Genomic DNA, 25,172 nt, shown 5'->3' on the forward strand with positions numbered 1-25,172 from the left:
GGCCAACCGCAATCGCTTCATGGGCTATCGAGAACCGGTTGTTAAGAAAATATACCTATGATATAGGACCGGCAATGATCCGATGCGAGGTCTGCCGACATGATACCGGTCCTGCGTCGCGGCGCTCACGGGGACGAGGTCGAGCTGCTGCAGAAAAACCTTAGCGCCGCCGGGTTCAGCCCCGGTCGGATCGACGGGCGTTTCGGGCCGGCGACCGAGGCGGCGCTGCTCGCCTTCCAGCGGTCGCGCGGCCTGCTTCCCGACGGAGTCGCGGGGCCCGTCACCTGGCATGCGCTCAATGGCCGCGGCGACGGCCGGCTTCCCGACGTCACGGCGAGCGTGACGATCGGCTTCGTGGCGGAGCTGTTTCCGTTCGCACCGCTCGGGGTCATCCGCCGCCATCTGCCGGCCGTGCTCACGGGCCTCAGGGCTTTCGCGCTCACCGACAGATCGATGGTGCTAATGGCGCTGGCCACGATCCGGGCGGAAAGCGAGGGCTTCGCCCCGGTCGAGGAGGCGGTCTCCCGCTTCAACACCTCGCCCGAGGGCCACCCGTTCGACCTTTACGACTACCGCGCCGATCTCGGCAACGAGGGCCCGCCCGACGGCAGGCGCTATCGCGGTCGCGGCTTCGTGCAGCTCACCGGCCGCGCCAACTACCGCACCTACGGCGAGGCCCTGGGCCTCGGCACGGGCCTCGTGCTGGAGCCCGAGCGGGCGCTCGAGCCGGCGCTCGCGGGCCGGCTGCTCGGCGCCTTCCTCGCCGAGCGGCGCCGGCCGATCGGGGAAGCGCTGGCCGAGGGCGATCTCGCCCGCGCCCGCCGGCTGGTCAACGGCGGCACGCACGGCCTCGACCGGTTCACCGATGCCTGGCGCATCGGCGACCGCCTGCTCGACGATCCGGCCGCGCCCGCCCCTGCCGGCACGGCACGGGGCCGCGCGGCCCGACGTCAGCGCGGAGCCGCGGCCTCGATGGCGGCGGCCCGCGCGGTCACGGCGGCGATGTCGGGATAGGCCCGCGCGTTCACGATCAGGTCGCGCGCGAGCTCGAGGTTGCGCCGCTCGCAGGACGCGCGCAGGTCGGGGTCGGCGATGCGCTCCATGTCGGCGTTGTGGGCGAGACCCAGGGTCCGGCGGATCATGGACGTGCCCGCATAGCCCAGCGCATCCTCGAACAGGCGGCGCATGTAGGCGGCCTGCGCGATCCGGAGCGAGGCCCGGCCTTCGGATCCGTCGAACAATGCCCGCGGATAGGCGTCGCCGGTAGGATAGGACGTCCACAGCTCGACGAAGCGCTTCTCGAAGCCCGACCAGACCTGCTCGGCCGTCGCGAGGATCCAGCGGCGGTAGGCCTCGCGCTCGCCGGGCCGGCACTCGTGGCCGCGCTGGCTGAAGAAGCTCATGAGCAGGTTGCCGATCAGCTTGCCGACGTCGAAGCCCATCGGTCCTACGAAGGCGAACTCCGGGTCGATCACCTTGGTGTCGTCCTCGGTCACCATGATCGAGCCGGTATGGAGGTCGCCGTGCAGCAGCGCCTGCGTCTCGCTCATGAACTTGAGCTTCAAGGCCGAGACGGCGCGCTTGAGCTCGGCATCCTCGCGGATCGTCCTGGCCGCGTCGTCGAGCTGCGGGCTCGTCCAGCGATTGCGGTCGCAGATCATGTAGGGATCGGTGAAGATCAGATCCTCCGTGATCTTGCACAGCTCGGTGTTGCCGCAGAACGCCGCCACGATCTCCTTCTTCTCGGCCGCAGGCAGCGCCATGTCGGAGGTGAAGTAGAGCGTCTTGGCAAGATACTCCGCAATCTGCTCGGCGAAGGTGGGATAGACGACGCCCTCGATCATGCCGCGCCGCATGATGACGTGCGGATGGCAACGCTCCATCACGAACAGGTAGAGCTTCTCGTCGTAGTGCAGGACCTCGGGGATCTGCCGCGGCGCATGGCGGGACTGGATCACGGCCGCCTGATGCTCGAACCAAGCGCGCTTGAGGTCCAAGGGCCAGCTCTCGCCGACGAGGCGCACGTAAGGCAGGGCCTGCTTGACGCAGATGTCGCCGTCCGGCCCCTCGACGATGAAGACGAGGTTGAGGTTGCCGTCGCCGACCTCGCTCACCCGCCAGCTTTCGGGATCGCCGCCGAGCCGGCGCCGGATCGCCGGCAGCCCGGCGAGATAGGCCGCCAATGTCCTGTCATCGAGGGCGCGATAGCCTTCGGGGATGCTGAGGGCCAAGACACCGTCCTCCCGTTTCTCGGGCCGGGCCGCGGCCGGCGCGGCCGTCCGTCTCGGGAAGCGCTCCTAGCGCACGAAGCCGGCTGCCGGCAAACCCCGGATGTGCCGGCACTGCAAGGGCTGGACCTCGCCGGCAAAACTTGCCAGCCTCACGAGGGTGAGGTTCCAGCGGACAAGGCCATCGATGCGCCGTGCGCTTGCCGTGCTGTTCTCGCTCTTCCTGCTGGCGGCTCCGGCCCTGGCGGCGGAGCCGGTGGCCGAGGACGACTACGCCAAGGGGCTCGAGCTGTTCCGCGCCGGCCGGTACGAGGCAGCGCTGCCCTACTTCGAGAGCGCGCTCGACCTCGCCAAGTCCCGCTACGGCGCCGACAGCCCGGCGATCGCGCCGGAGCTCAACAACCTCGCCGAGGTCTACCGTCTCACGGGGCGCCTCGGCGAGGCCGAGAAGCTCTACAAGCGCGCGATCGAGCTCGACGAGCGAGGCGGCGGCGAGGGCTCCGGGCTCGCCACGAGCCTCAACAACCTCGCCCTCGTCTATCGCGCGCAGAAGAAGTACGACGAGGCCGAGAAGCTCTACAACCGCTCGCTCGGCCTGCTCGAGAAGTCCTTGGGGCCGAATCATCCGGATGTGGCGCGGGCGCTGAACAATCTCGCCGTGCTCTACCGCACGAAGGGCGAGCCCGAGCGTGCGCGGCCGCTGCAGCAGCGGGCGCTCGCGATCGCCGAGAGCACGCTCGGCCGCGATCATCCGACCACCGAGGTGCTGCGCCGCAACCTCGCCGCGCTCGACAAGGGCGCCGCTCCGGCGAGGAGCCCCGCTGCCGCTCCGTCGCCGGCCGCGCCCGTCGACGAGGCGATGGCGAAGCCGGTGGCCGCGAAGCCGCCCGTCATCTCGGCGATGCCGCCACCGCCACCCGCAGCCGGGACGGCGCCGCCCCCGGCCGAGACCGCGGCAGCACCGGCAGCTCCCCCCGACGAGAAGCCCCCGCCGCCGGCGGCTGGCAACGGCGCCTTCGCGCTCCAGCTCGCGGCCGTGCCCGATCCCGCCCAAGTCGATGCCGAATGGAAGCGGCTCAAGGCACGCTATCCGGCGCTGAAGGAGCTCGATCTCCGGGCGCCGCAGACGGTCGAGGTGCCGGGCAAGGGGACCTTCTACCGCATCATCGCCGGCTCGTTCGCCTCCAGGGCCGATGCGGAGGCGATGTGCGCGCGCCTGCGTCAGGCCGGAGCCGCGTGCCGGCTCGCGCGGCCATGAGCCGCATCCGGTCGAGAGCGCTGCTCGCCCGGCTCGCCGATCAGTTCGCGGCGGCGGTCGCCGACGGCAGCGAGGTTCACGACCTGCCGGGCTTTCGCGTCCATCTCTGGCGCGAGGCCGACCCGTTCTACCGCAACGTCGCCATTCCGACCGGCCGTGCCGGCGACCTACAGGCCGGCGACCTACAGTCGGCGATCGGCGCCATGACGGCGCTGTTCGAGGCCCACGGGCGCATCCCGCGGCTCGAGTTCTTCGCGGAGCTCTGGCCGGGGCTCGCCGAGGCGCTCGAGGCCGAAGGCTTCACGCTCGAGCGGCGCTCGCCCGTTCTCGTCCTGGACGCGAGCCGGGCACCCGCACCGGCGGCAGCACCTCGGCTGCTCGATGCCGGCACGCCCACGGCGCTTCTGGGCGCCTTCCTCGCCGGTGCTGCGGCTGCCTTCGCGGAGCCCGCCACGACGCCGGCACCCGGCGAGCTCGAGCGGTTCGCGCAGGGCCTGCGGCAAGGCGGGCTCGCCGCCGCGGCGGTGCTGACCGCCGCCGGCGAGCCCGTGAGCGGGGCCAGCCTGATCCGCACCGGGCCGGTCGCCGAGCTCGCGGGCGTGTGGACCATGCCCGGCTGGCGCCGCCGTGGCCTGGCTCGGGCGGTCTGCGCCTCTCTCCTGGCACGCTTCTTCGCCACGGGCGGCGAGATCGCCTGGCTGTCGGCGGGCGATGCCGCGAGCGAGGCGCTCTACCGGAGCCTCGGCTTTCTGCCCTGCGGCACCCAGCTCAACTACGCCCGGCTGCCGTCGGCGGCCGCCCGGCCGACAGGATCGGCGCTGGCGCTGCCGGGCTCCGGCGCTTGACTCGCCGCGACACGCTCACCACTATCTGCCGCGCGTGGTGATTTGCGCCGACCGGCTTGCGGCCACGTTAAACAAACGGCTAAAAGGTCGGGATCGCTCGCGAGCCCGGCTTTCGTCTTGGCCGGGCCTTTTTGTTTGGAGCGACGGCACGCGATGCCCATCAAGATTCCGAACGACCTGCCCGCTTTCGAGAAGCTGCAACAGGAGGGTGTCAGGCTCATCGGCGAGAACGAGGCGCTCCGCCAGGACATCCGGCCGATGCAGATCGCCCTCCTCAATCTCATGCCGGAAAAGCCCAAGACCGAGACGCAGCTCGCCCGCCTCCTGGGCGCCACCCCGCTTCAGGTCGAGCTGACGCTGCTCACCACCTCGACCTACCGCCCGAACACGGTGCCCCTCTCGCATCTGCAGGCCTTCTACAAGACCTGGGACGAGGTCAGGGACCGCAAGTTCGACGGGCTGATCGTCACCGGCGCTCCGGTCGAGATGCTGCCGTTCGAGGAGGTGAAGTACTGGCGCGAGCTGACCGAGATCCTGGACTGGTCGCGCACCAACGTCCACACCTCGTTCCACATCTGCTGGGGTGCGCAGGCCGCCCTCTACCATTTTCACGGCGTGCCCAAGCACATCCTGCCGACCAAGCGCTTCGGCGTCTACACCCACTACGTCATCGAGCGCCGCGACGCGCAGCGTCCGCCGCTCATGCGCGGCTTCGACGACTATTTCCTGGTCCCGGTCTCGCGCCACACCGAGGTGCGGGCGGCCGATCTGCCCAAGGATGCCGGCCTCGAGATCCTGGCCGTGTCCAATGCCGCGGGCTTGTGCCTGCTCCACGAGCCGGAGCACCGCACGGTCTACATGTTCAACCATCTCGAGTACGACACCTATACGCTGCACGACGAGTACTGCCGCGACAAGGCCACGCGCGCCGACGTCTCGCTGCCGGTGAACTACTATCCCGACGACGATCCGGACAAGCCGCCCCGGAACTGCTGGCGGGCCTATGCCCATCTCCTGTTCGGCAACTGGATCAACGAGATGTACCAGACGACCCCTTACGAGCTCGAGCGCATCGGCACGGTCGCCCAGCCGCAGGCGGCCTGAATCAGGCCGTCTGCTCGCGATACCAGTAGCGATAGGCGAGCTCGGGGGCGAAGGGGCGGTAGAGGGCGAGCGCCGCCGCGTTGTCGTCCTCGACCTGGAGATAGATCCGCTTCGCCCCGACCGCCTTCGCCCAGGCCACGAGGCGTCGGAACAGGGCCCGGCCATAGCCTCGGCCGCGGAAGGGGACGCCCGTGCGCATGGTGAAGATGCCGGCGAGATCGCCGTCGACGACGCACAGGCCCCCGGCCGCCGGCTCCTGGCCCCGGGTCAGCACGCCGAACACGTGGGGCTTTCTGATCCGGGCGAACAGCTCGGCCCGCGCGCGGCGGATCTCGGGCCCCCAATGCGGGTCGCAGACCGCGTTCATGACGAGCGGGGTGGGGCGGGTCTGAAGCTCGAACGCGCCGCGCTCGGGCGGCTCGACCGAAGCGGCGTCGACGAGGAGGACGGATACCGGTGCCGCGAGCCGGTAGCCCCTGTCCGCCAGCACGGCGTCGAGCCGGGCCGGTGCCGCGAGCTCGGTGAGCTGGAAGCAGGCGGGCAGATCGCGCGCCGCGTACCAGACCTCGACCCGGGCGATCGCCTTGTCGAGGTCGGCCCCTTGTGCGAACGCCAGGGTCCGGACCGAGTTGATGCGCCGCGTGCGCCCGCCGCCGGCCCGAAGCAGCCAGCCCTCGCACCAAGCGGTCTCCCTGGGCGGCCAGGCCCAGAGCGCCGCCTGCTCGATCCGCTCGACCATCCGCCGGTCGGTCATCGCACCTCCGCTTCGGGCGGGATCAGGACCCGCTGGCGGGTGCGACCGTGCTGGCAGGTCGAAGCCGGGTCAACACGAAGGACTCAGGCCGCGCGCAAGCCCAGGCCGAAGCCCACGAGGCGCGATGCCGGTCCTTCGGTGCCCGCCTGCCCGCCGCGGGTGGTCGCGACCCAGTCGAACACGTCGAGCCGGCCGGCACGGGCGGCATCGCGGGCGATGGCGCGAAGATCGGCGCGGTGCAGGCCCAGATCGGCGAGCTCCCGGTCGTCGAGGCGGGCGAGGGCGCGGTAGGTTTCCCGCTCATGCAGGAAACGGATGAGGCGGCCGTAGAGGCGATGCAGCAGGTCCATGGGATCAGGTCTCCGTAGTCCGTCGACGGCGAAGCGACGCCCGCCGCGTCGGGAGTGGTCGAAAGACCGCACGTGGCGGCCGATCTCCCCGATCCTCCGTTCTCTTCGATGATCCGTTGCCCGATAGATGTGGCTTCGGGGGCGGTCCTACCATTGCTTATGCTGCAATGCAGCATTGCGCCTGCCGGTTATCGGGCCGCTCGGCGCCGGGAAGCCGGCCCGCAGCGTCGTATCGTACCGGGTAGTGCGCTGCTGACGGTCCAATCATCGGCGGTTACCGCTTTGTGCCGAACGACCATCGAGATGCTGCTTGCGGGTCCCGGCGCCAGCGCGCTAAGCCTGATGATGCTATGGGTGGGAACGGCGGGGGAGGCTCCGCATCCTCTGCATAGCGGCGAGGTGGAGGCGACATGACAACGAACTTCCGGACGGCGCCGGCGGCGGTCCGGCTTTCTCGGCGTACGGTTCTCAAGGCGGGTGCCGTGGCTGCCGGCGCCGTCGCTGCACCGGCCATCGTCAGCCCGCGAGTCCTGGCCTCCTCGGGCGAGGTCAACGTCCTGTTCTGGTCGGACGAGCTGCCGAGCTCGCTGATCGACAGTTTCACCCAGAAGACCGGGATCAAGGTCAACTTCACCGGCTTCGGCTCCAACGAGGAGCTCTTGAACAAGCTCAAGGCCAGCAAGGGCCGCGGCTACGACCTCGTGGCGCCCACCATGAACCGGGCGCCGCAGTGGGCCGAGCTCGAGCTTCTGCAACCCATCGACATGAAGAAGGTCCCGATCGGCAACCTGAATTCCGGCATGCTCGAGAAGGGCAGCGCCATCTGGGACTTCGGCAAGGGCTCGACCTGGCTGCCGCATCTCTGGGGCACGGAAGGCATCGCCTGGCGCACCGACAAGTGGCAGCCCAAGGGCGAGTTCCCGAGCTACGGCGACATCTGGGCCGACGAGAACGCCGGCAAGACCATGGGCCGGGCGCACTCCATGCTGCTCTGCGCCGGCCTCTACCTCGAGCGCATCGGCGAGATGGCGCCGGGCTCGATCTGGTCGGCCTACGAGAGCGAGGAGAAGATGCGCCCGGTCTGGGAGAAGCTGACGGACTGGGCGATTCGGCGCAAGAAGAACATCAAGATCATCTGGAACGATGCCGACACCCAGAAGAACGGCCTGATGAACGAGGGCGTCATCGTCGCCCAAACCTGGGACGGCCCGCCGCTGGCGCTCAAGACCGCGGGCGAGCCCGTCATGTACCGGGCACCCATCGAAGGCGCCATGGCCTGGGTCGACGGCATGTCGATTCCGGTCGGGGCCGAGAACGTCGAGCAGGCCTATGCCCTCATCGCGCATGCGCTCGACCCGCAGGTGGCCGGCAAGGCGATCGACACGCACGGCTACAACTCGCCCGTGATCGGTGCCGAGAAGTACGCCAACGCGACCTACGCCAAGAACTTCGCCGACGCCTATCCGGGCGATGCCTTGAAGAAGCTCAACCCCTGGCCGGCCGAGGCGCCCTGGTACGCGGACATCCGCGCGCAGTACGTCAACAAGTTCCTGAGCGCCTGAAGCCGGGAAGGCCCTCCGAGCCGGGCGGCTCCGGGGGCCTTCCCGACGATCGGGGCAGCGTCGTTCCGCGGGACGACAGAGGCGACGGGAAACGCTCGATGGTCGCTGGCTTCGGTGTCGAGCTCGAGAACGTCTGGGTCCAGTTCGACAGCTTCGTCGCCGTCAGGAACGCCAACGTCAGGATCGAGCCCGGCGAGTTCTTCAGCTTCCTCGGCCCCTCGGGCTGCGGCAAGACCACGATCCTGCGCACGATCTCGGGCTTCCTCGAGCCTTCGCGCGGGGTGGTGCGGATCGGTGGCCGCGACATGGCCGGCATCGGCCCCAACCGCCGCCCGACGGCGCTGATCTTCCAGAACCTCGCCCTCTTCCCGCTCATGCGGGTGTGGGAGAACATCGCCTTCGCCCTCGAGGTGAGAGGGGCCGGCGTCGCCGAGCGGCGCCGGCGCGCGGAGCAGCTCCTGGAGCTGATCGCCCTTCCCGGGCAGGGCGACAAGCTCGTTCACGAGCTCTCGGGCGGCCAGAAGCAGCGGGTCGCGATCGCCCGCGCCTTGTGCGCCGAACCGCAGGTGCTGCTGCTCGACGAGCCGCTTTCGGCGCTCGACCTGAAGCTGCGTCAGCACATGCGCACCGAGCTGCGCGCGATCCAGAGGCAGGTCGGCCTCACCTTCGTTTACATCACCCACGACCAGGGCGAAGCGCTCGCCATGTCCGACCACGTCGCGGTGATGCGCGAGGGCGTCATCGAGCAGATCGCCGACGGCCGCACGCTCTACGACGACCCGGCGACTACTTTTGTGGCGTCCTTCGTCGGCGAGAACAACGCTTTTCCCGGCCGGGTCACGGCCGAGGCCGACGGCATGGCGGTGATCGAGACCGCGGTAGGACATCTGCGGGCGCGCATCGCCACCGCCGCGCGCGGGCAGCTCGCTCCGGGCGATCGGGCCATGGTGTTCGTGCGCCCCGAAGCGCTGGCCGTCGCCGGTCCCGGCGTCCTCCCCGGCGAAGGCCGCATCGCCGGCCGCGTCACCGCCGAGGAGTTCGATGGGCCGAGCTATCACCTCTTCCTCGAAGGTCCCGGCGGAACGCCGATCAAGACCTCGCTCGTGAACCATGGCATCGGCCGCAGCAGCTCGATCGGTGCCACGCTCACGCTCGCCTTCGACCCGATGAAGGCCGTAGCGCTCCCGGCCGGCGAGCTCGCCCAGGAGGAGTGAGAAGGGTGAAGCCGCTCGCCTGGACGAGGCAGTTCGTGGAGCGCAACGGCTGGCCGCTCGCCGCCTACATCGTGCTCGCGGTGAGCTTCTGGGTGCTCGTCCTCATCGTCCTGCCGCAGCTCGTCATGGTCGACTTCTCGCTGCGCTTCGATCTGCCGCCGGCGAAGCAGGGCGGGCCCGAGGACGTCTGGACGCTCGCGAACTACCGCTACTTCCTGTTCGGCCCGCCCGGCGATCCTCTGGGCTGGAACTATGTCGACCTCGCGGTCTTCGCCCGCACGCTGATTGCGGCCGTGTTCGTCACCCTGTTCGACCTCGCGATCTGCTACCCGATCGCCTACTATCTCGCGCAAGCCGCGAGCGTCCGCGCGGCCAGGATGCTCGCGGTGGCGCTGGTGATTCCCTACTGGGTCAACGAGATCCTGCGCGCCTTCGCCTTTCGCATCATCTTCGGCACGGGTGGGCTCATCAATACCCTCCTGCTGACGATCGGGCTCGTCGACCAGCCGATCGACTTCATCCGCGCCAACGTGGCGCTCTATGCTGGCCTCAGTTACGCCTACGTGCTCTTGATGGTGTTCCCGATCTACAACGCGATCGAGAGCCTCGATCGCAACCAGATCGAGGCGGCGCGCGATCTCGGCGCTCCCTGGTGGCGCATCCACTGGCGGGTGGTGATCCCGTTCGCGAAGCCCGGCATCACCTCGGGCTGCACGATGGTGTTCATGCTGGCGGCGGGCGCGCTCGCCGCACCCCAGATCCTGGGCGGCCCCTCCTCCTTGTGGTTCACCCAGATCATCTACCGGACCTTCTTCGAGAGCGTGAACTGGCCGCGCGGGGCGGCCTATGCCGTCATCCTGCTCGTGGTCTGCACGCTCCTCGTCCTTCTCGTCATGCGGCTGTTCAAGGTCCGGCTCGGCGAGGTGGGCCGGTGAGCGCGCGACGGCGGGCAAACGGCCTCACCCGTCTGGCCGTCGGCGCCTATCTCGCCCTGTTCTTCACCTATCTCTTCGGGCCGCTCGTGATCATGTCGATCACGGCCTTCAACAGCTCCGCCTTCCCACGGCTCTATCCCTGGGAGTGCCTGACCTTCGAGTGGTTCGCGAAGCTCGTCGGCGACCAGCGCCTGATGACGGGGCTCCGGAACAGCCTCGTCATCGGTGCCGGCGTGGTGGTACTCTCGGTACTCCTGGGCCTCGCGGGCTCGCTGCTGCTGACCCAGATCTGGCCGCGCGCGCGCTCCGCCTACTACACGCTGGTCACCGCCCCCATTCTGATGCCCGGCGTCGTGATCGGCATCTCGACCGTGCTGTTCTGGGACCGGCTCGCGCACGCGATCGGTGCGAGCTACGGCAGTGCGCTTTACAACGGCATCTTCCTCACCATCCTCGGCCAGTCCTGCTTCATCGCCTCCTACTGCATGCTGGTGTTCGTGGCCCGGCTGCAGCGGTTCGACCTACAGCTTCTCGATGCGGCCCTCGATCTCGGCGCCACCAACGTGCAGGCCTTCCGCAAGATCCTCCTGCCGTTCCTGAAGCCCGCGATCTTCTCGGCCGCGGTGATCGCGTTCCTCGCGAGCTTCGAGAACTACAACACCTCGGTCTTCACCATCTCCCACTACAACACCTTCACGATCGAGGTGGCGCAAAAAGTGCGCCTGGGAATCGATCCTTCGATCAGCGCTCTTGCCGTCATCGTCATCGTGCTGACGCTGTTCGCCGCACTCGCGCGCGAGGCCTGGATGCGGCGTGCCGAGCAGCGGCGGGCAGAGGGGCCGGTTCCGGGCGGCATCGTCGGCGCCGTCGCCGGCAACCCGGCTGCGGTGCTCGCGACCTTCCTGCTGGTGGCGGTCGCCGGTGTCGCGGTCTTCGCCGCGCGGCACGATCCTTCTACCTGCAAGGCGGCAGCACTCGAGGAGCGGCTCGAGCGGCAGCGCCGGCTCGAGGAAGAGGCCAGGCAGAGGCGGCCGGCCGAGGTCGCGCCTGCCACTCCCGCAGCGCCGACGGGCCAGGTCCAGAATCCCGGCCGCGGCATGTTCGGGGACATCTTCACCGCACCGGGCAGCCCGCCGGCCTCGCCTGCGCCGCCACCGGCGCCGGAAACGAGAAACCCCGGCCAGGACGCCTTCGGCGACATCTTCACCGCCCCCGGAGCCCGGCCGCCGCCGCAGCAGCCCTGAGAGGCGGTTTCCACAATCACCCTTGGTCGAGGTTGCTTCAGGCGCAGCCCTTGACCGCCGCCGCGAGCGCGCTCTCCAGGTCCGCGATCAGGTCGTCCGCATCCTCCACCCCTACCGAGAGCCGCAGCAGGTTGGGCGGTGCTGGCGAGCCCGGACCCTCGATCGAGGCGCGATGCTCGAGCAGGCTCTCCACCCCGCCGAGCGAGGTCGCGCGTTTCCAGAGGCGGACGTTGGCGGCCGTCGCGAGCGCCGCCCGCTCGCCGCCCCGGACCAGGATCGAGAGCATTCCGCCGAAGCCGCCCTGCATCTGGCGCGCGGCCAGGGTATGGCCTTTATGGGTAGGCAGGCCGGGGTAGAGGACGCGCTCGATCCCGGGGTGGTGCTGGAGGCGGGCAGCGAGGTGCATGGCGTTGCCGCAGGAAGCGCGCACGCGCAGGTGGAGCGTGCGCAGGCCGCGGGTGAGAAGCCACGCCTCGAACGGGCCGAGGATGGCGCCCTGGTCGTGCCGGATCGTGCGGACGCGGGACCAGAGCTCCTCGTCGGCGCGCCTGGTGACCAGCGCGCCCGCGACCACGTCGCTGTGGCCGTTCAGGTACTTGGTCGCGGAGTGCATGACGAGGTCGGCGCCGAGCTCCAGCGGGCGGGTCAGGAGCGGCGTCGGCACGGTGTTGTCGACGGCGACGAGAGCACCCGCCGCGTGCGCGAGGTCGGCGAGGGCCGCGATGTCGCTCACCGCCCAGGTCGGGTTGGCGGGCGTCTCGAGCCAGAGGAGGCGCGTGCGGCCCGGGCGCAGGGCGGCGCGCACGGCCTCGGGCTCGGTCGTGTCGACCAGCTCCACCTCCAGTCCCCAGGCCGTGGCAGTCTCGAGCAGCCACTTGCGCAGGCCCCAATAGATCACGCGAGGGGCCACCACGTGGTCGCCGGGCCGCAGCGCCTGGAACACCGCCGTCGCCGCCGCCATGCCGGAGGAGAACAGCAGCGCCTCGGCCCCGCTCTCGAGCGCCGCGAGCACGGCCTCGGCCGGCGCGTAGGTCGGGTTGCGGTCGCGGGCGTAGTCGAAGCCGCGGCGGTACGCGTTGTCCGGGTCGCGCAGGAAGGTCGTGCTCGGCTGGAGAGGCGGGATGACGCCGCCGGTGGCCGGGTCGTCGGCGCCGGCGGCGTGGGCCAGCAGGGTTTCGGGCTTGAGCCCCGTCATGCTCGTTCTCCTGTGCGGCCTTGGTCAGGTCGGGATCAGCGCCGCCACGGCGCGGTCGGAAGCGCGGTCGCTCGCGGCGAGCCCGGCGGCCACGCCCGCGCGGTCCGCAGCACTCCGGTTCTGGCTCATCTTGCGCTTGCCCTCGATGCGCGTGATCGGCAGCCGCAGGCCGACGATCCCCCGAAGTTGCGCACGGATGAAGGTCTCGGGCGCATCGGTGACGGCCCAGGGCTCGGCGCGGGGCTGCTCGTGCAGGTCGGTCAGTCGCGTGACGAGCTCGAGCAGGCGGTCCGGGTCCTCGAAGAACTCGGCCGGGCCGTAGGCGTGGACGGCGACGTAGTTCCAGGTCGGCACGACCTTCTGGTGCTCCCGTTTCGATGGATACCAGGAGGGGCTGACATAGGCATCCGGCCCCATGAAGAGCGCCATGGCGTCGCCCGTCGGCGGCAGCTTCCATTGCGGGTTCGCGCGGGCCAGATGGCCGTAGAGCGTACCGTAGGGGCCTTCCTCCGGTACCAGGAGGAGCGGCAGGGGGGTCGCGATCAATCCCCCGGCGGTGGCGGTGATGAGGTTCGCGAGGCGCGCTTCCCGCATCGTCCCGTGCAGGGCGGCGAGGTCGTCCTCACGAAAGGCGGGCGGAACATACATCGGCGTGGCTCCTGGATCGACCTGAACCATGCCCCGGAACCGATCCACGAAAAACAGCCAGTTTCCGTCGAAAGGACTGGGCCGGTTCGCCGTCATGGCGCCGGATGCCCGGGCGCCGGCACGGACACCCGAAGGATCCCCGAGGCGAGCAAAGGCCGGATCGTCTCGGGTCGGCTCCGGTGCCCGGTGACACCGGCGATCACCGCCGGTCGGGCCACGGGCTTGGCGCGTGTTGGAACGAGGTCCAAGCGCTTGACGAAGCTCGGCTCCTCCCATGCCGCTGGCCAGCGGAAGGTCTTCTTCAAGATCTTAGGTCGAGGTTCGCGGCACCTTCTAGGCCGTGGCGGCCGGCGAGCAGCCTTTCGAGGACGTTGCCGAGCTGGTCCGGCGTCACTGGCTTGTAGGCGATGGCGATGTCGTGCCTCATGGCATCCCGCGCGCACTCGGGGCCGGTCTCGCCCGTCACCAGAATGCCCGGGATCTTGGCGCCGAAGCGCTCGCGGATTTTGACGATCGCCTCGGTGCCGACGCGGTGCTCGCGCAGGCGATAGTCGGCCAGCACCACGTCGGGCCGCTGCCCCTTGGCCTCGAGGTTCGCGAGCGCCTGCTCGGTCGAGCCGGCCGCCAGGACCTCGTACCCCCAGTCCTCGAGCATCGTCTCGAGACCCAGGAGCACGATGGCATCGTCGTCCACGAGCACGGCGAGCCGCCCGGCACCCTGCCCTGGTCCTGCCGCTGGCGGCTTCGGCACAGCACCCGCGGCCTTGCCCAGCGGCACCTCGAGGCTGAAGACCGAGCCCTCGCCTTTGACCGAGCGGACGTCCACCTTGTGGCCGAGCAGGGTCGACAGGCGCTGGACGATGGCGAGCCCGAGCCCGAGCCCCTGGTTGCGGTCGCGCTCCGGGTTGCCGACCTGGTAGAACTCCTCCCAGATGTGCCGGAGGTGTTCCGCGGAGATGCCGATGCCGGTGTCGTGGACCTCGACCCGCAGATGCTCGCCGGCTCTGGTGCAGACGACCTTGATCCGACCCCGCTCCGTGTAGCGCACGGCGTTCTCGAGCAGGTTGCGCAGCATGCGGCCGAGCAGCGTCGGATCGCTGCGGACATAGGCGTCGCAGGGCTCGATCTCGAACGCGAGGCCCTTGGCCGCCGCCACCTGCGCATAGGCGTCCCCCACCTGATCGAGGACCTGCCGGATCGGGAAGTCCTCGATCACGGGCTCGATCAGCCCGGCATCGAGCCGCGACACGTCGAGCAGGCTGTCGAGCAGGCCCTTGAGCGCATCGAGGCCGCGCCGGAGATGGAGCAGCCGCTCGCGGCCGCGCTGATCCACGATGTAGCGCTCGAGCGATTCCGCGAACAGGAACAGGGACTGCATCGGCTGACGCAGATCGTGGCTCGCGGCGGCCAGGAACTTGCTCTTGGCGAGGTTGGCCCGCTCGGCCTCGGCCCGCGCCTCCTCGGCCTCGGCCTTGGCGTGCTCGGCATCGTCACGGGCCGCGCGCAAGGTCTCCTCGTAGAGCTTCTGGTCGTGGATGTCGGTCATCGAGCCGAACCATTTCACGATCCGGCCTTTGGTGTCGTGCAGCGGCAGCGCCCGCGCGAGGTGCCAGCGATAGCTGCCGTCTCGGCGACGGAGACGGAACTCGACGTCCAGGGCTCGCCCTGCCGCACGCGCTTCCTCCCACTCGGCCAAGGCTTCCGGCACATCGTCGGGATGCACGAAGGCGCTCCAGCTCCAGCCCGTCCCTGCCTCGGCGCCATCGGCGCCGATGTAATCGGTCCAGCGGCTGTTGAGATAATCCACGTTCCCGTCCGGCTCTGCCGTCCAGACGATCTGCGGGATGCTCTCGGCCATGAAGCGGTAGCGGCGCTCGCTCTCCGCCAGCGCCTCCCTGGCCTGCCGGCGCTCGGTGACGTCCTGGAAGTAGACCGCCACCCCGCCTTCTTCCGAAGGGAAGGCGCGGACGGCATACCAGGCCCGGAGCGGTGCGTAGAACGCCTCGAACTCGACGGGGGTTCGTTCGGCCGCTACTTTGTGGAGCTGCTCCCAGAAGGCCGTAGCCTCGGCTTCCAGAAACACGTTCCAAAGACTCCGGCCGGTGACGTCCTGGCCGCCAGCGATCAGATCGCGCGCCCGGTGATTGATGAAGGTGATGCACCACGTGCGATCGACCTCGTACACGCAGTCCGTGGTGCTCTCGAGAATGGCCACGGTGCGCTGCTCGGCCGCACGCGCCGCCTCGAGCTGCAGCGCACGCTGTTCCGCCGCCTGCTGCCGTCGATAGGCGCGGGTCAAGGACCAGCCGAAGGTCACCGCGAGCGTCAGCGCCAGCAGGCCGCCGCCGATCACCGCGGCCATGTTCCGCCAGAGCGGCTTCTGGATCAGAGCCGCCGGCGCAGCGACCAGAACCGTCCAGCCGGTCGTGGCCGAGCTCGCCACCGCGGTGTAGACGTCCTCGCCCGTCAGCGCGTGCGCGAAGAAGAAGTTCTCGTTCCTGCCCAGGCCTTCCGCCACCGACGGATCGGGGCGCGCGCCGAGGGCCGGGTCCATGGGATCGTCGGAGAGCGTGCGGGCGACGAGCCGTCCGTCCGCGTCGATCACGACGATCTGCCAGCCCGGGATCACGCCCTGATCGCGGAGCGCCCGGTTCACCGTCCAGGCGCGGACATAAGCGGTGAGCACGCGCTCCACGCCTTGGCTGCCCAGCAGCGGCACGCTTACCGCCACCACCGGCTCGCTGCGGCGTTCCGGGTCGACGAGAATGCCGCTCACCTGCGGCTCGCCGTAGGTGAACACCGTCTGCGTGTCGACGGCGCCCTCGTCCGGCAGCCGGTAGTCCTCCCGGGCGATCCGGGTCGGGCCATCGGGCCCGGCGAGCTCCAGCGCCATCCAGTCGGGCTGCAGGGCGAGGAGGCGCTGTGCCTGACCCGCGAACGCCTCCTGATCGCCGGCAGCGAGCGGATCCGACGTGGTGAGCGCCTCGAGCGCGATCCGAATCGTATCGATACGGGCCTCGACGGCTCGCTGGGCCGCCCCCGTCGCCTGCTCGATCACGCCCGCGAAAGACCGCGCCTGCTCCTTCTCGAACAGGACCACCATGGCAGCCGCGAAGATCACCAGTGGCAGCGCGGTCGCCAGGATGAGAGAGAACAGTCGGAAGCGCATCAGGATGTGCTAACAGTGCGCCGCGAGGCGTTGGTCGCTTTGCTCGATGGCTGATGACACGCTCAGCGCTCGATTGGGACAGGCGGACACGTATTCAAGTATTGGAGTGCGGGCATGGGTGACCACCAACGGTTATGGGGAGCGCGTGGCACCTTGTGGGTGGCCATCGTGCTCGGATTTTCCATCCTCACATGCCGCGCGGCTCCTGCCGAGACGACGTTACAGCGCATCCTGCGCACGGGTGAGGTGCGCATCGGCTATGCCGGCGAGGTGCCCTTCGGCTTTCGCACCCCGAACGGGCGTGTGACCGGCGAGGCGCCGGAGATCGCGCGCGTGATGTTCGCCCGCATGGGCGTGCCTTTCATCACCGCCGTGCAGACCGAGTTCCGTGCGTTGATCCGCGAGCTCAGGGCGGGCCGCTTCGACGTGATCGCGGCCGGGATGACGATCGTGCCGGAGCGCTGCCGTGAGATCGCCTTCTCCGAGCCGACCTATCGGACGAGCGTCGGCTTTCTCGTGCGAGCCGGCAATCCCAGAAGGGTGGACGGCTACGAGGACATCGCGCACAATCCTTCGTTGCGGCTGGGCGTGGTCGCGGGCACGATCGAGCTGGCCGACGCTCTGGCATCGGGGGTGGACGACGAGCAGCTCATGATCTTTCCCGATGCCCTGACCGCGGCCAGCGCCGTCAAGATCGGGCGGGTGGACGCCTACGCCGCCACCCTGCTGACGGTGCGGGCGCTCGCCGAGCGTGATCGAAGACGCCTTGCCCGCGCGCAGCCCGACCGCAGCCCGATCGACATCGGTTGGAACGGCCGCCGCTACTACGGCGGCTTCGGGTTCAGGAAGGAGGATGGCGATCTTCGGGATGCCTTCAACCGGCAGCTCGCGGCCTTCATCGGCACGCCCGAGCATCTGACGCTGATCGGCCGCTTCGGCTTCGGTCCCGAGAACCTGCCCGACAGGCGGACCGCCGATCTGTGCCAGCCTTGAGCGCCTGTGGCCCGGCATGTCTGCTGCGGATCGCGCGGCCGCCCGCGGCGATGGGACCGGACAGCCGCTCGAGCCCGTCGTCGAGCGGCGATCGCATCGCTCCTCAGGGCCTGGCCTCGAACCAGGTCGAGCCGTCCCAGACGAGCAGCGTGCCCTTGCGCTCGTCGAAGCCGACCTGCCAGTCCTTGCCTTCATAAGCCCGGCTCAGGACGATCGGGTAGCCGTCGCCCTTGCGCCAGCGGCCCTCGATCACTCCGCCGGGCGTGGCCCAGGCATAGCTGCCGTTGTCGTAGATGTTGAGCCGGTGGAGGATGCCCGTGCCGGGCGAGACGACGAGCTTGTCGTAGGTCTGCGCGGGCTGCGAGACGACATAGGCGGTGCCGGGGACGTAGAGGTTCCAGGTGCGGAAGAAGAAGGCGGCATCGACGGTGGCCCGGTCCCGGTCGACAGCCTGCCGCGACGGTGCGCGGCTCTGGTCGGGCTCGATCGTCTGCGCTTGGTAAGGCTCGATCGTCTGGGCCTGAAAGGGCTCGATCTCGTCCGCCGGGGCGACATGCGGCAGGCCCGTGGCGAGGAAGCCGGCGAGCCAGGCAGCCGGCAGCGCTGCATGTTTCCGCATCGGCGCATGGGCGAAGGTCGGCTTCATCGGAAGTTGCTCATGATGGATGGCGATGCGCTCCGAGCATGCGGCAGCCGGCGAGGGGCGTCAACCGGCCGTGACGTCGTGGCGCGCCGGGCGAGCCGCACCGTCTTGTCGCTGGCCCGATCGCGCGCCATCCTGTTGTCTCGAAGGAGGCAGGTCGATGGGCCTCTCGGCGGAGCAGATCGCACGGTACCGGCAGGACGGATTCCTCGTGATCGAGGGCTTCGTGCCCGAGGCGGCGTGCGATCGCCTGCGCAGCCGGATGGCGGAGCTGCTGGTCGGGTTCGATCCCAGAGGCGTGCGAACGGTGTTCTCGACCGAGGACCAGCGCCATGCCCAGGAAGACTGGTTCCTCGATTCCGGCGACAAGATCCGGTTCTTCCTCGAGCCCGGCGCGCTCGATGCCGCAGGCGAACTGCGGCGGCCTCTGCCGCTTTCCGTCAACAAGGTCGGCCATGCGCTGCACGACCTCGATCCTTTGTTCGACGCGTTCTCGCGCCAGCCCGTGATCGAGGCGGTGGCGCGCGCCGTCGGGCTCGAGGAGCCGCTCCTCCTGCAGTCGATGTACATTTTCAAGCAACCCCGGATCGGCGGCGAGGTGGCTTGTCATCAGGACAGCACCTTCCTCCACACCGAGCCCCTGAGCTGCACCGGCTTCTGGTTCGCGCTCGAGGACGCCACCGAGGAGAACGGCTGCCTGTGGGCCGAGCCGGGCGGGCATCGCCGGCCGCTGCGTCAGCGCTTCGTGCGTACCGGCCGAACGACCTGGATGGAGATCTTGGACCCGGCACCCCTGCCGACCGCAGGGCTGGTACCCCTGCCGGCGCCCAAAGGCTCGCTCGTGCTGCTGCACGGCTCGCTGCCGCACCGCAGCGGGCCGAACCTGTCCGACCGCTCCCGCCATGCTTACGCGCTGCATCTGATCGACGGGACGTGCCGCTACAGCGAGAGCAACTGGCTGCGGCGCGCGCCGACGATGCCGCTGCGCGGCTTCCCCCGTCCGGCGGATCATTGAGATGTGCTGCCGATTGGGGCAGCATGAAGAATGGGGAAGAAAAACGGAATCGACGGGCGAAACGGACATGGCCGAAGGTCAGGAAAGGCGCGGGCAGGCGCGGAACGTGCTGGGCGAGCCCTTGGCCGAGTGCTGCACATCGCCCATGACCGGCTTCTATCGCACCGGCTGCTGCGAGACCGGTCCGGAGGATATCGGTGCGCACGTGATCTGTGCGCAGGTGACCGAGGAGTTCCTGCTGTTCTCGGCGGCGCGCGGCAACGATCTCGTGACCCCCGCACCGGAGCTCGGCTTTCCCGGTCTGAAGCCGGGCGACCGGTGGTGCGTCACCGCCGCGCGCTGGCAGGAAGCCCTGGACGCCGGGGTGGCGCCGCCGGTGGTGCTGGCGGCGACCCACGAGCGGGCGCTCGAGTTCGTGAGTCTCGAGGATCTGAAGCGCCTGGCGCTCGATCTGGTCTGAGCCCGTCCGTCGTCGAACGTGCGTGCAGGACGGCCGGCCTTTCCTGTATGAGGCAGACGAGACAAGCGAGGGGGGAGGTGCCCATGCCCATAGGCTGGCTCAAGACCAGGTTCGGCAGCTTCAAGGCGCGCGTGCTCGCCGAGCTGGCCGACGAGCTCGAGACGGAGATGAGCGAGGACCTCGTCGAGGCGCTGGCGGCGGCATCGGCGATGATCGCGTTCGCGGACGGGGTGCCCAGCCCCGACGAGCGCGAGGAGCTCCTCTCCGTGTTCGAGGAGGAGGATCGCCTCACCGACGTCGATCTCGACGATCTGTTCGATGCGTTCGACGACTATGCCGAGCGGTTCGAGGAGGACAGGGCTGCCGCCGAGAGCGAGGTGCTGACGGTGGTGAGCGTGTTCGACGACCAGCCCGAGCTCGGCCGGCTGATCCTGCGCGGTGCCCTGGCCGTGGCGAGCAGCGACGGGACGCTGAGCCCGGCCGAGGAGAAGGCGCTCGGCCGCCTGTGCGACGTGCTCGGCCTCGAGGTCGACGAGCTCAAGAAGCCCGTGCAGCGGCGGCACGACGAGCCCGACGACACGGAGCACGACGAGGATTAGGCTGCCCGTATGGCATCGGAGCCTCGGCTCCGTCCCGATCTCCGGCTTCCCCCGATCGGCGCGTCGCCATTCTGTCTGCGGCGTGCGCCTCGACAGTATCTCCTTGCCTCGTTAAATAGCTGGTCACCATCGGCCTGGGTTCCGCCATGGGCCGGGGAACGTCTCAGGGGTCGAGATGGCCCGAGAAGCCATTGGCGGCGCATGTCCCGGGTGCGGCGCCTCGTATTCACCAGACGCTCGTTTCTGCAGCGCCTGTGGTGCTGCCCTGTCGTCGCATTCCGGCGCCATGGCGCCGTTCCTGGCAGAAAGGCCGGCTCCCTACCGCCCGGAGAACTGGCGCAAGGGCGAGCGCAAGCTCGTCACCGTGCTGTTCGCCGACATCCGCGGCTCGCTGCAGCTCATCCAGGCGCTGGACGTCGAGCAGGCGCAGCACCTCCTGGACGAGGTGACCACACGCCTCGCCGCGGCCGTGCACCGCTACGGCGGCACCGTCTGTCAGGTCCTCGGCGATGGCATCATGGCGCTGTTCGGAGCACCCTGCGCGCTCGAGGATCACGCCGACCGCGCCTGCCTCGCCGCCCTCGACATGGTCGAGGACATCCATGAGCTCCGGGTCGACGGCATCGACGCCGGCGCGGTCGCGCTCAGGATCGGCATCTGCTCGGACGAGGTCGTCGTCCGGGCCATCGTGAGCGATCTCGTTTCACACTACAGCGCTGTCGGCACCGCAGTGCACGTCGCGAGCCGGTTGCAGCAGATGGCGACACCCGGCATCCCGCGCCTGGCGGCCAAGACGCGGCGCATGCTGGTCCGGGGCTTCGAGCTCGAGAGTCTCGGGCCGCGGCCCGTGGCCGGGCTCGCCGAGCCGCTCGAGCTGTTCGATCTGATCGGGCCCGAGCCGCCCGGCGAGCCCGGCGGGAGTCTGCGGAACCGGAGCGAGGCGACGCCGCTCGTCGGCCGCACCCGCGAGATGGCCGTCCTTCTGGCCGAGGCCGAGCGCGCCTTGAATCGGCGCGGTCGGCTCGTCTTCGTCCAGGGCGAGCCGGGCATGGGCAAGTCGCGCCTTGCCCGCGAGCTTCTGGCGCAGGAGCCCCTGCGTGGCTGGCGCCGCGGCGTTGCCGCTCCGGCTCTGGGCCTGCCCGCACCCTGGCAGCTTCTGGCCCGGCTTCTGGGCTCGCTCTTGGGGGTGAGTGCCGGCCGTGACGCCGATGCGACCTGTCGGGCGCTCACGGAGAGCCTGACCCGGCTCGACGAGAGTCTGAAGGCGCTGGCCGTCCCGCTCACCGCCTGCTTCGGGCTCGCCCCGGATGCCGCCTCGTGGAGCGAGCTCGATCCACGCCAGCGGCGCGAGCGCATCCGGCAGAGCCTGCTCACGCTGCTGCGGCGACTTTCGATCGAGAACCCGGTCGTCCTCGTGGCCGAGGACCTGCACGAGGCCGATCACGAGACCCTGGCCTTCCTGGAGCTCCTGGCCCAGGAGATCGGCTCGATGCGGCTTCTGGTCGTCGCCACGGCTCGCCCGCCTTTGACGCCGGCCTGGCTCGGGAAGCCGGATGTTCTCACGCTCCGCCTCGAGCCGCTTTCGACCGCGAGCGCCGCGGGGCTTCTCGAGGCCCTGCTCGGTGCCGCTGCGGTCGGGGCGCCGCTGCGGGCGGAGCTGATCCGCCGCGCGGGCGGCAATCCGTTCTTCCTCGAGGAGCTGGCGCGCGCCGTGGCCGCCAGCCCCGGAGACGATGGCAGCCGTCAGGGGCTCGATGTCGCCGCCCTGCCGGGTTCCGTGCAGGTGGTCCTCAACGCCCGTATCGATCGCCTGCCCTGGGGCCAGCGCATCTTGCTCCGAGCGGCTTCGGTCCTGGGCGAGCTGATCGATCTCGACCTCTTGCGCGAGCTCGATCCCGAAGCCGGGGACGAGCTCGTGCCCTGGCTCGAGGCGCTGTGCGCCGCGGGCTTTCTCGCCTTCGATCCCGGGGCCGGCTGCTACCGCTTCCGGCATACCCTCACCCGCGAGGCGGCTTACAGCGGCCTCCTGCGTCGGCAGCGGATCGAGCTGCATCGCCGTGTCGTGCGCAAGCTCGAGGAGGAGGACGAGCGCGCGCGCGATGCCGGAGCCCTGGCCCGGATCGCCTACCACGCGTTCTTCGCCGAGCTTTGGGAGCGAGCATTCGATGCCTATCGCGACCTCGCCGAACGGGCCCTGGCGCGTTCGGCCGTGGCGGACGCGCTCTTCGCCTGCGGCCGGGCCGACATGGCGCTGCGGCAGCTCGATCCCACCGGTCCGTCGAGCCGCCTGGTCGACCTGCGGCTCCTTCAGGCGGAGGCGCACTTCGCCGCTGGCGACCATGCCGCCGTGGCACCCCGGGTCGAGGAGGCGCGCATCGCCGCCGTGCGGCTGAACGACCAGCGGCGCGTGGTGCGCGCCCTCTCGATGAGCACGCTCGCTCATTGGGCGCGAGGCGATCTCGCCGCGAGTGTGACGATCGGGCGCGAGGCGCTCGCCACCGCGACGGTGCTGGGCGATTTCGAGCTTCGGGTCAACACGGCCTTCAGGCTCGCCACCTTCCTCATCGCGCGGGGCGAGTACGAGGCCAGTGTCGGGCCGCTCGAGTGGGTGATCGACGCCATCCCGGCCGACGGCGGCCACGAGCGCTTCGGTCTCACCATGGTGGCGGGCGTGGCCGCCCGCGCGGCGCTCGCCCGTGCCCTGGCCGAGCTCGACATGCCCGAACGGGTGCTGCTTCTGTCGGACGAGGCCATGGCGATGGCCGCCGCGATCGGTCACGGCTTCACGACGATCTTCGCCGCGCAGGAGATCGGCCTCGCCTTCCTGCGGCTGGACGATCCGGATCGCGCCGCGCTGGCACTCGAGCCCGGCTATGCGCTCTGCCGCGAGGCGCCGTCCCACATCCTGTTTCCGGCCACCGCCGCCGAGCTGGGTTATGCCAGGGTCCTCCAGGGCGAGCGGGGCACGGGCTTCCGGCTGCTCGAGGCCGCAGTCGCCGCCGACGAGCAGAACCGGCTCGATTCGCAGCGCGGTCAGCGAATCGGCTTTCTCGCCGCCGCCTGCCTGATCGGCGGCGATGCCGAGCGGGCCGAGCGTCTCGCCGAGCGGGCCCTGGCCCTGGCCCGCCGCCACGGCGAGCGTGGCGACGAAGGCTGGCTGCTGCTGCTGCGGGCGGCCGTCGCTCTCCACGGTGATGCCGCGGCGGCGGCCGCGGCATCCTATCTGAGCGAGGCGCGGGATCTCGCCGAGGAGCTCGGCATGCGCAGGCTCTTGTGCCGGTGCGACGCCGCCCGGAGCCGCCGCCATGACGGCGTCACGGCCGGCGGTCCGGCCGGGGGCGCCCCCCGTGATTTGTGGGAATTCTCACAGACGGGCACCGCGATCGCTGGAAGCGTGCTCGCGGGCGGACTTGCCGGTGCCGGCACGGCGGCTGGCCTCGTGCAGAAGGGCAGATCATCCTAGATGGCTTACGACGCTTGGCTGCGGAATCCCGGAAGCGATCCCGACCGGTGCTTCATCACCGACGACGTCGAGGAGGACGGGTTCTACATCGAAGACTTCGCCCGGCGCGACCGGGACGATCGCGAGCACCGGCTGAGCCGCATCGCGCGGGAGATCGATCGCGTCACGAGCCTCTACGGCTTTCCCCCGGTCTGGCGCGAGACCGAGGGCCGCGGCATCAAGGTGGCGGTGATCGACACCGGGATCGATCCCGACCACCCCGCCTTCATGCCGGCCGCGGACTGCCCGATGGCGCCGCCGCGCAACGAGGGTGACGAGCCTTACGGACCCGCGATCGTGCTGATGCGCGCGTTCAGGGAAGGCCGGCTGGTCGGCGAGGGCTCGGACGCCGTCCGCGACCGCAACGGCCACGGCACGCACTGCGCCGGCATCGTCGCCGCCCGCCCCTTGCGCGACGTCCCGTTCGGCGGCATCGCGCCCCGCGCCCAGCTCCTGATCTACAAGGTCGCCGAGGACGACGGCTCGGCGCGGATGAGCGACGTGGCGCTCGCGATCAACGATGCCGTGGACGAGGGGGCCGACATCGTCTCGCTCTCGCTCCAGGGCGAGCGGCCGTCGGACGCGCTCTTCGCCGCCGTGCACCGGCTCCTGTTCCATCGCCGTATGATCGTCTGCGCCGCCGGCAACGGCGGCCAGCTCCGTCCGTTCAACATCGGCTATCCGGCGCGCATGGGCGGTGTGATCACCGTGGGGGCGACGACCCGGATGGGCAACCCGGCCGACTTCTCCTCGAGCGGCGGCGAGATCGACTTCTGCGGCCCCGGCGAGCGGGTCTGGTCCACCTGGATCGACCGCAGTTACCGCAACCTGAGCGGCACCTCGATGGCCGCACCCTGGGTCGCCGGCATCTCGGCCCTGATCCTCGCCAAGCATCGCGCCTTCAAGGCGGGGCCGGACACCGGCAACGAGACGCCGGTGCGCAACAACGAGGATCTGCGCGACCACCTCCTGCGGATGGCGGCGCATCCCAGCACCCACGACTGCCGGACGGGCTACGGCACGCTCTACCCGGCGATCTACTTCTGCGCCGGCCCTGCCGGCAGGGTCGGCTGACCCGGCGATGCGAGGGAGGAAGACGGCATGGCGAAGCTCAAGGGCGTGCTCCTGCACGGCGCCGACGGAGCGCTCTATCTGATCGAAGGCGGCCTGCGCGCTTGCCGCATCGATCCCGACGATCCGGCACGGCGCGACGACCCGGCCTACCGGGCGATGATCGAGCGCGTGCGGGAACGGCTCGCCGACGAGGCGCAACTCGGCGAGCTCGAGGCGAAGCTGCCGCCGCCGCCGGGCGACGATCCGAACCTGCGCTCGCGCATCCTGCAGGCACTCAACGTCGAGATCGACCGCAGCGACGAGGGCGACATCCTGACGATCGAGAGCACCGGCACCTTCCGCGGCTTCTGATCCCGGCACGACCCCGAGAAGGCCGGCCG

General features: G+C 70.0%; 22 protein-coding genes, 1 pseudogene and 1 riboswitch. Of the genes and pseudogenes, 16 read left to right on the forward strand and 7 right to left on the reverse strand.

Annotation, left to right across the window (positions count from 1 at the left end; all coding sequences use genetic code 11):
• Positions 1-99: 99 nt before the first annotated feature.
• Complete coding sequence (locus U1T56_RS08955) at positions 100-1,014, forward strand: peptidoglycan-binding protein (protein ID WP_418159115.1); 915 nt, start codon at positions 100-102, stop codon at positions 1,012-1,014.
• Here the strand turns inward: U1T56_RS08955 and mtnK are convergent.
• Positions 951-2,231, reverse strand: coding sequence for an S-methyl-5-thioribose kinase (gene mtnK, locus U1T56_RS08960; RefSeq protein WP_418159116.1), 1,281 nt, complete (start codon positions 2,229-2,231; stop codon positions 951-953). The two genes, U1T56_RS08955 and mtnK, sit on opposite strands and share 64 nt — an antisense overlap.
• A 184-nt stretch (positions 2,232-2,415) precedes the next feature.
• On the opposite strand from mtnK, the gene U1T56_RS08965 reads away from it, so the two are divergent.
• The 3 genes from U1T56_RS08965 (at position 2,416) to U1T56_RS08975 (ending at position 5,435) form a co-directional block, all read left to right on the forward strand.
• The gene (locus U1T56_RS08965; RefSeq protein WP_418159117.1) at positions 2,416-3,486 is read left to right on the forward strand and encodes an SPOR domain-containing protein; all 1,071 of its coding nucleotides are present in this window, start codon (positions 2,416-2,418) and stop codon (positions 3,484-3,486) included.
• Positions 3,483-4,331 (forward strand): GNAT family N-acetyltransferase, encoded by an 849-nt coding sequence (locus U1T56_RS08970; RefSeq protein ID WP_418159118.1) that lies wholly within the window; start codon positions 3,483-3,485, stop codon positions 4,329-4,331. Before U1T56_RS08965 ends, U1T56_RS08970 begins: the two co-directional genes overlap by 4 nt.
• A gap of 24 nt (positions 4,332-4,355) precedes the next feature.
• Positions 4,356-4,434, forward strand: a riboswitch (SAM riboswitch).
• 50 nt (positions 4,435-4,484) lie between these two features.
• Positions 4,485-5,435: a homoserine O-succinyltransferase gene (locus tag U1T56_RS08975; RefSeq protein ID WP_418159119.1), complete on the forward strand. Its 951-nt coding sequence runs from the start codon at positions 4,485-4,487 to the stop codon at positions 5,433-5,435.
• A gap of 1 nt (position 5,436) precedes the next feature.
• Here U1T56_RS08975 and U1T56_RS08980 read toward each other — a convergent pair whose 3' ends face one another.
• Both U1T56_RS08980 and U1T56_RS08985 read right to left on the reverse strand, forming a co-directional pair.
• Positions 5,437-6,189, reverse strand: a complete 753-nt coding sequence (locus U1T56_RS08980; protein WP_418159120.1) for a GNAT family N-acetyltransferase — start codon at positions 6,187-6,189, stop codon at positions 5,437-5,439.
• Positions 6,190-6,272: 83 nt separating this feature from the next.
• Positions 6,273-6,539 (reverse strand): DUF1127 domain-containing protein, encoded by a 267-nt coding sequence (locus U1T56_RS08985; RefSeq protein ID WP_418159121.1) that lies wholly within the window; start codon positions 6,537-6,539, stop codon positions 6,273-6,275.
• Between the two features lie 410 nt (positions 6,540-6,949).
• On the opposite strand from U1T56_RS08985, the gene U1T56_RS08990 reads away from it, so the two are divergent.
• The 4 genes from U1T56_RS08990 (at position 6,950) to U1T56_RS09005 (ending at position 11,494) form a co-directional block, all read left to right on the forward strand.
• Positions 6,950-8,101 carry an extracellular solute-binding protein gene (locus U1T56_RS08990; RefSeq protein ID WP_418159122.1) on the forward strand — a complete coding sequence of 384 codons (1,152 nt, stop codon included), beginning with the start codon at positions 6,950-6,952 and terminating at the stop codon, positions 8,099-8,101.
• 98 nt (positions 8,102-8,199) lie between these two features.
• Positions 8,200-9,315: an ABC transporter ATP-binding protein gene (locus tag U1T56_RS08995; protein ID WP_418159123.1), complete on the forward strand. Its 1,116-nt coding sequence runs from the start codon at positions 8,200-8,202 to the stop codon at positions 9,313-9,315.
• A 5-nt stretch (positions 9,316-9,320) separates the two neighbouring features.
• Positions 9,321-10,250 carry an ABC transporter permease gene (locus U1T56_RS09000; protein WP_418159124.1) on the forward strand — a complete coding sequence of 310 codons (930 nt, stop codon included), beginning with the start codon at positions 9,321-9,323 and terminating at the stop codon, positions 10,248-10,250.
• A complete protein-coding gene (locus U1T56_RS09005; RefSeq protein WP_418159125.1) occupies positions 10,247-11,494 on the forward strand; it encodes an ABC transporter permease in 1,248 nt (415 codons plus the stop codon). Before U1T56_RS09000 ends, U1T56_RS09005 begins: the two co-directional genes overlap by 4 nt.
• A gap of 37 nt (positions 11,495-11,531) precedes the next feature.
• Here U1T56_RS09005 and U1T56_RS09010 read toward each other — a convergent pair whose 3' ends face one another.
• The 3 genes from U1T56_RS09010 to U1T56_RS09020 all read right to left on the reverse strand — a co-directional run bounded on the left by U1T56_RS09010 (position 11,532) and on the right by U1T56_RS09020 (position 16,506).
• Complete coding sequence (locus U1T56_RS09010) at positions 11,532-12,689, reverse strand: trans-sulfuration enzyme family protein (protein WP_418159126.1); 1,158 nt, start codon at positions 12,687-12,689, stop codon at positions 11,532-11,534.
• Positions 12,690-12,713: 24 nt separating this feature from the next.
• Complete coding sequence (locus tag U1T56_RS09015) at positions 12,714-13,337, reverse strand: FMN-binding negative transcriptional regulator (RefSeq protein WP_418159127.1); 624 nt, start codon at positions 13,335-13,337, stop codon at positions 12,714-12,716.
• Positions 13,338-13,638: 301 nt separating this feature from the next.
• Complete coding sequence (locus U1T56_RS09020; protein ID WP_418159128.1) at positions 13,639-16,506, reverse strand: hybrid sensor histidine kinase/response regulator; 2,868 nt, start codon at positions 16,504-16,506, stop codon at positions 13,639-13,641.
• Between the two features lie 114 nt (positions 16,507-16,620).
• Here U1T56_RS09020 and ehuB point away from each other — a divergent pair, with 114 nt between their 5' ends.
• Positions 16,621-17,499 carry an ectoine/hydroxyectoine ABC transporter substrate-binding protein EhuB gene (gene ehuB, locus U1T56_RS09025; protein WP_418159129.1) on the forward strand — a complete coding sequence of 293 codons (879 nt, stop codon included), beginning with the start codon at positions 16,621-16,623 and terminating at the stop codon, positions 17,497-17,499.
• A gap of 103 nt (positions 17,500-17,602) precedes the next feature.
• On the opposite strand, the gene U1T56_RS09030 is transcribed toward ehuB, so the two are convergent.
• Complete coding sequence (locus U1T56_RS09030) at positions 17,603-18,145, reverse strand: hypothetical protein (protein WP_418159130.1); 543 nt, start codon at positions 18,143-18,145, stop codon at positions 17,603-17,605.
• 157 nt (positions 18,146-18,302) lie between these two features.
• Here U1T56_RS09030 and U1T56_RS09035 point away from each other — a divergent pair, with 157 nt between their 5' ends.
• From U1T56_RS09035 to U1T56_RS09065, 7 genes and pseudogenes are all read left to right on the forward strand, one after another.
• The gene (locus U1T56_RS09035) at positions 18,303-19,157 is read left to right on the forward strand and encodes a phytanoyl-CoA dioxygenase family protein (protein WP_418159131.1); all 855 of its coding nucleotides are present in this window, start codon (positions 18,303-18,305) and stop codon (positions 19,155-19,157) included.
• A 67-nt stretch (positions 19,158-19,224) separates the two neighbouring features.
• Complete coding sequence (locus U1T56_RS09040; protein ID WP_418159132.1) at positions 19,225-19,617, forward strand: DUF2237 family protein; 393 nt, start codon at positions 19,225-19,227, stop codon at positions 19,615-19,617.
• Positions 19,618-19,700: 83 nt separating this feature from the next.
• A complete protein-coding gene (locus U1T56_RS09045; protein ID WP_418159133.1) occupies positions 19,701-20,216 on the forward strand; it encodes a TerB family tellurite resistance protein in 516 nt (171 codons plus the stop codon).
• A gap of 175 nt (positions 20,217-20,391) precedes the next feature.
• Positions 20,392-20,478: pseudogene (locus U1T56_RS09050) on the forward strand (zinc-ribbon domain-containing protein); the annotation flags it as partial.
• Between the two features lie 24 nt (positions 20,479-20,502).
• Positions 20,503-23,679, forward strand: a complete 3,177-nt coding sequence (locus U1T56_RS09055; RefSeq protein WP_418159227.1) for an ATP-binding protein — start codon at positions 20,503-20,505, stop codon at positions 23,677-23,679.
• A complete protein-coding gene (locus U1T56_RS09060; RefSeq protein WP_418159134.1) occupies positions 23,680-24,792 on the forward strand; it encodes a S8 family peptidase in 1,113 nt (370 codons plus the stop codon). It abuts the gene before it with no gap.
• Between the two features lie 27 nt (positions 24,793-24,819).
• Entirely contained in the window at positions 24,820-25,143 is a 324-nt protein-coding gene (locus U1T56_RS09065) for a hypothetical protein (RefSeq protein ID WP_418159135.1), read from the forward strand.
• Positions 25,144-25,172 lie beyond the last annotated feature (29 nt).

The organism is Benzoatithermus flavus, assembly GCF_037908215.1.
Taxonomy (GTDB): Bacteria; Pseudomonadota; Alphaproteobacteria; order Geminicoccales; family Geminicoccaceae; genus Benzoatithermus; species Benzoatithermus flavus.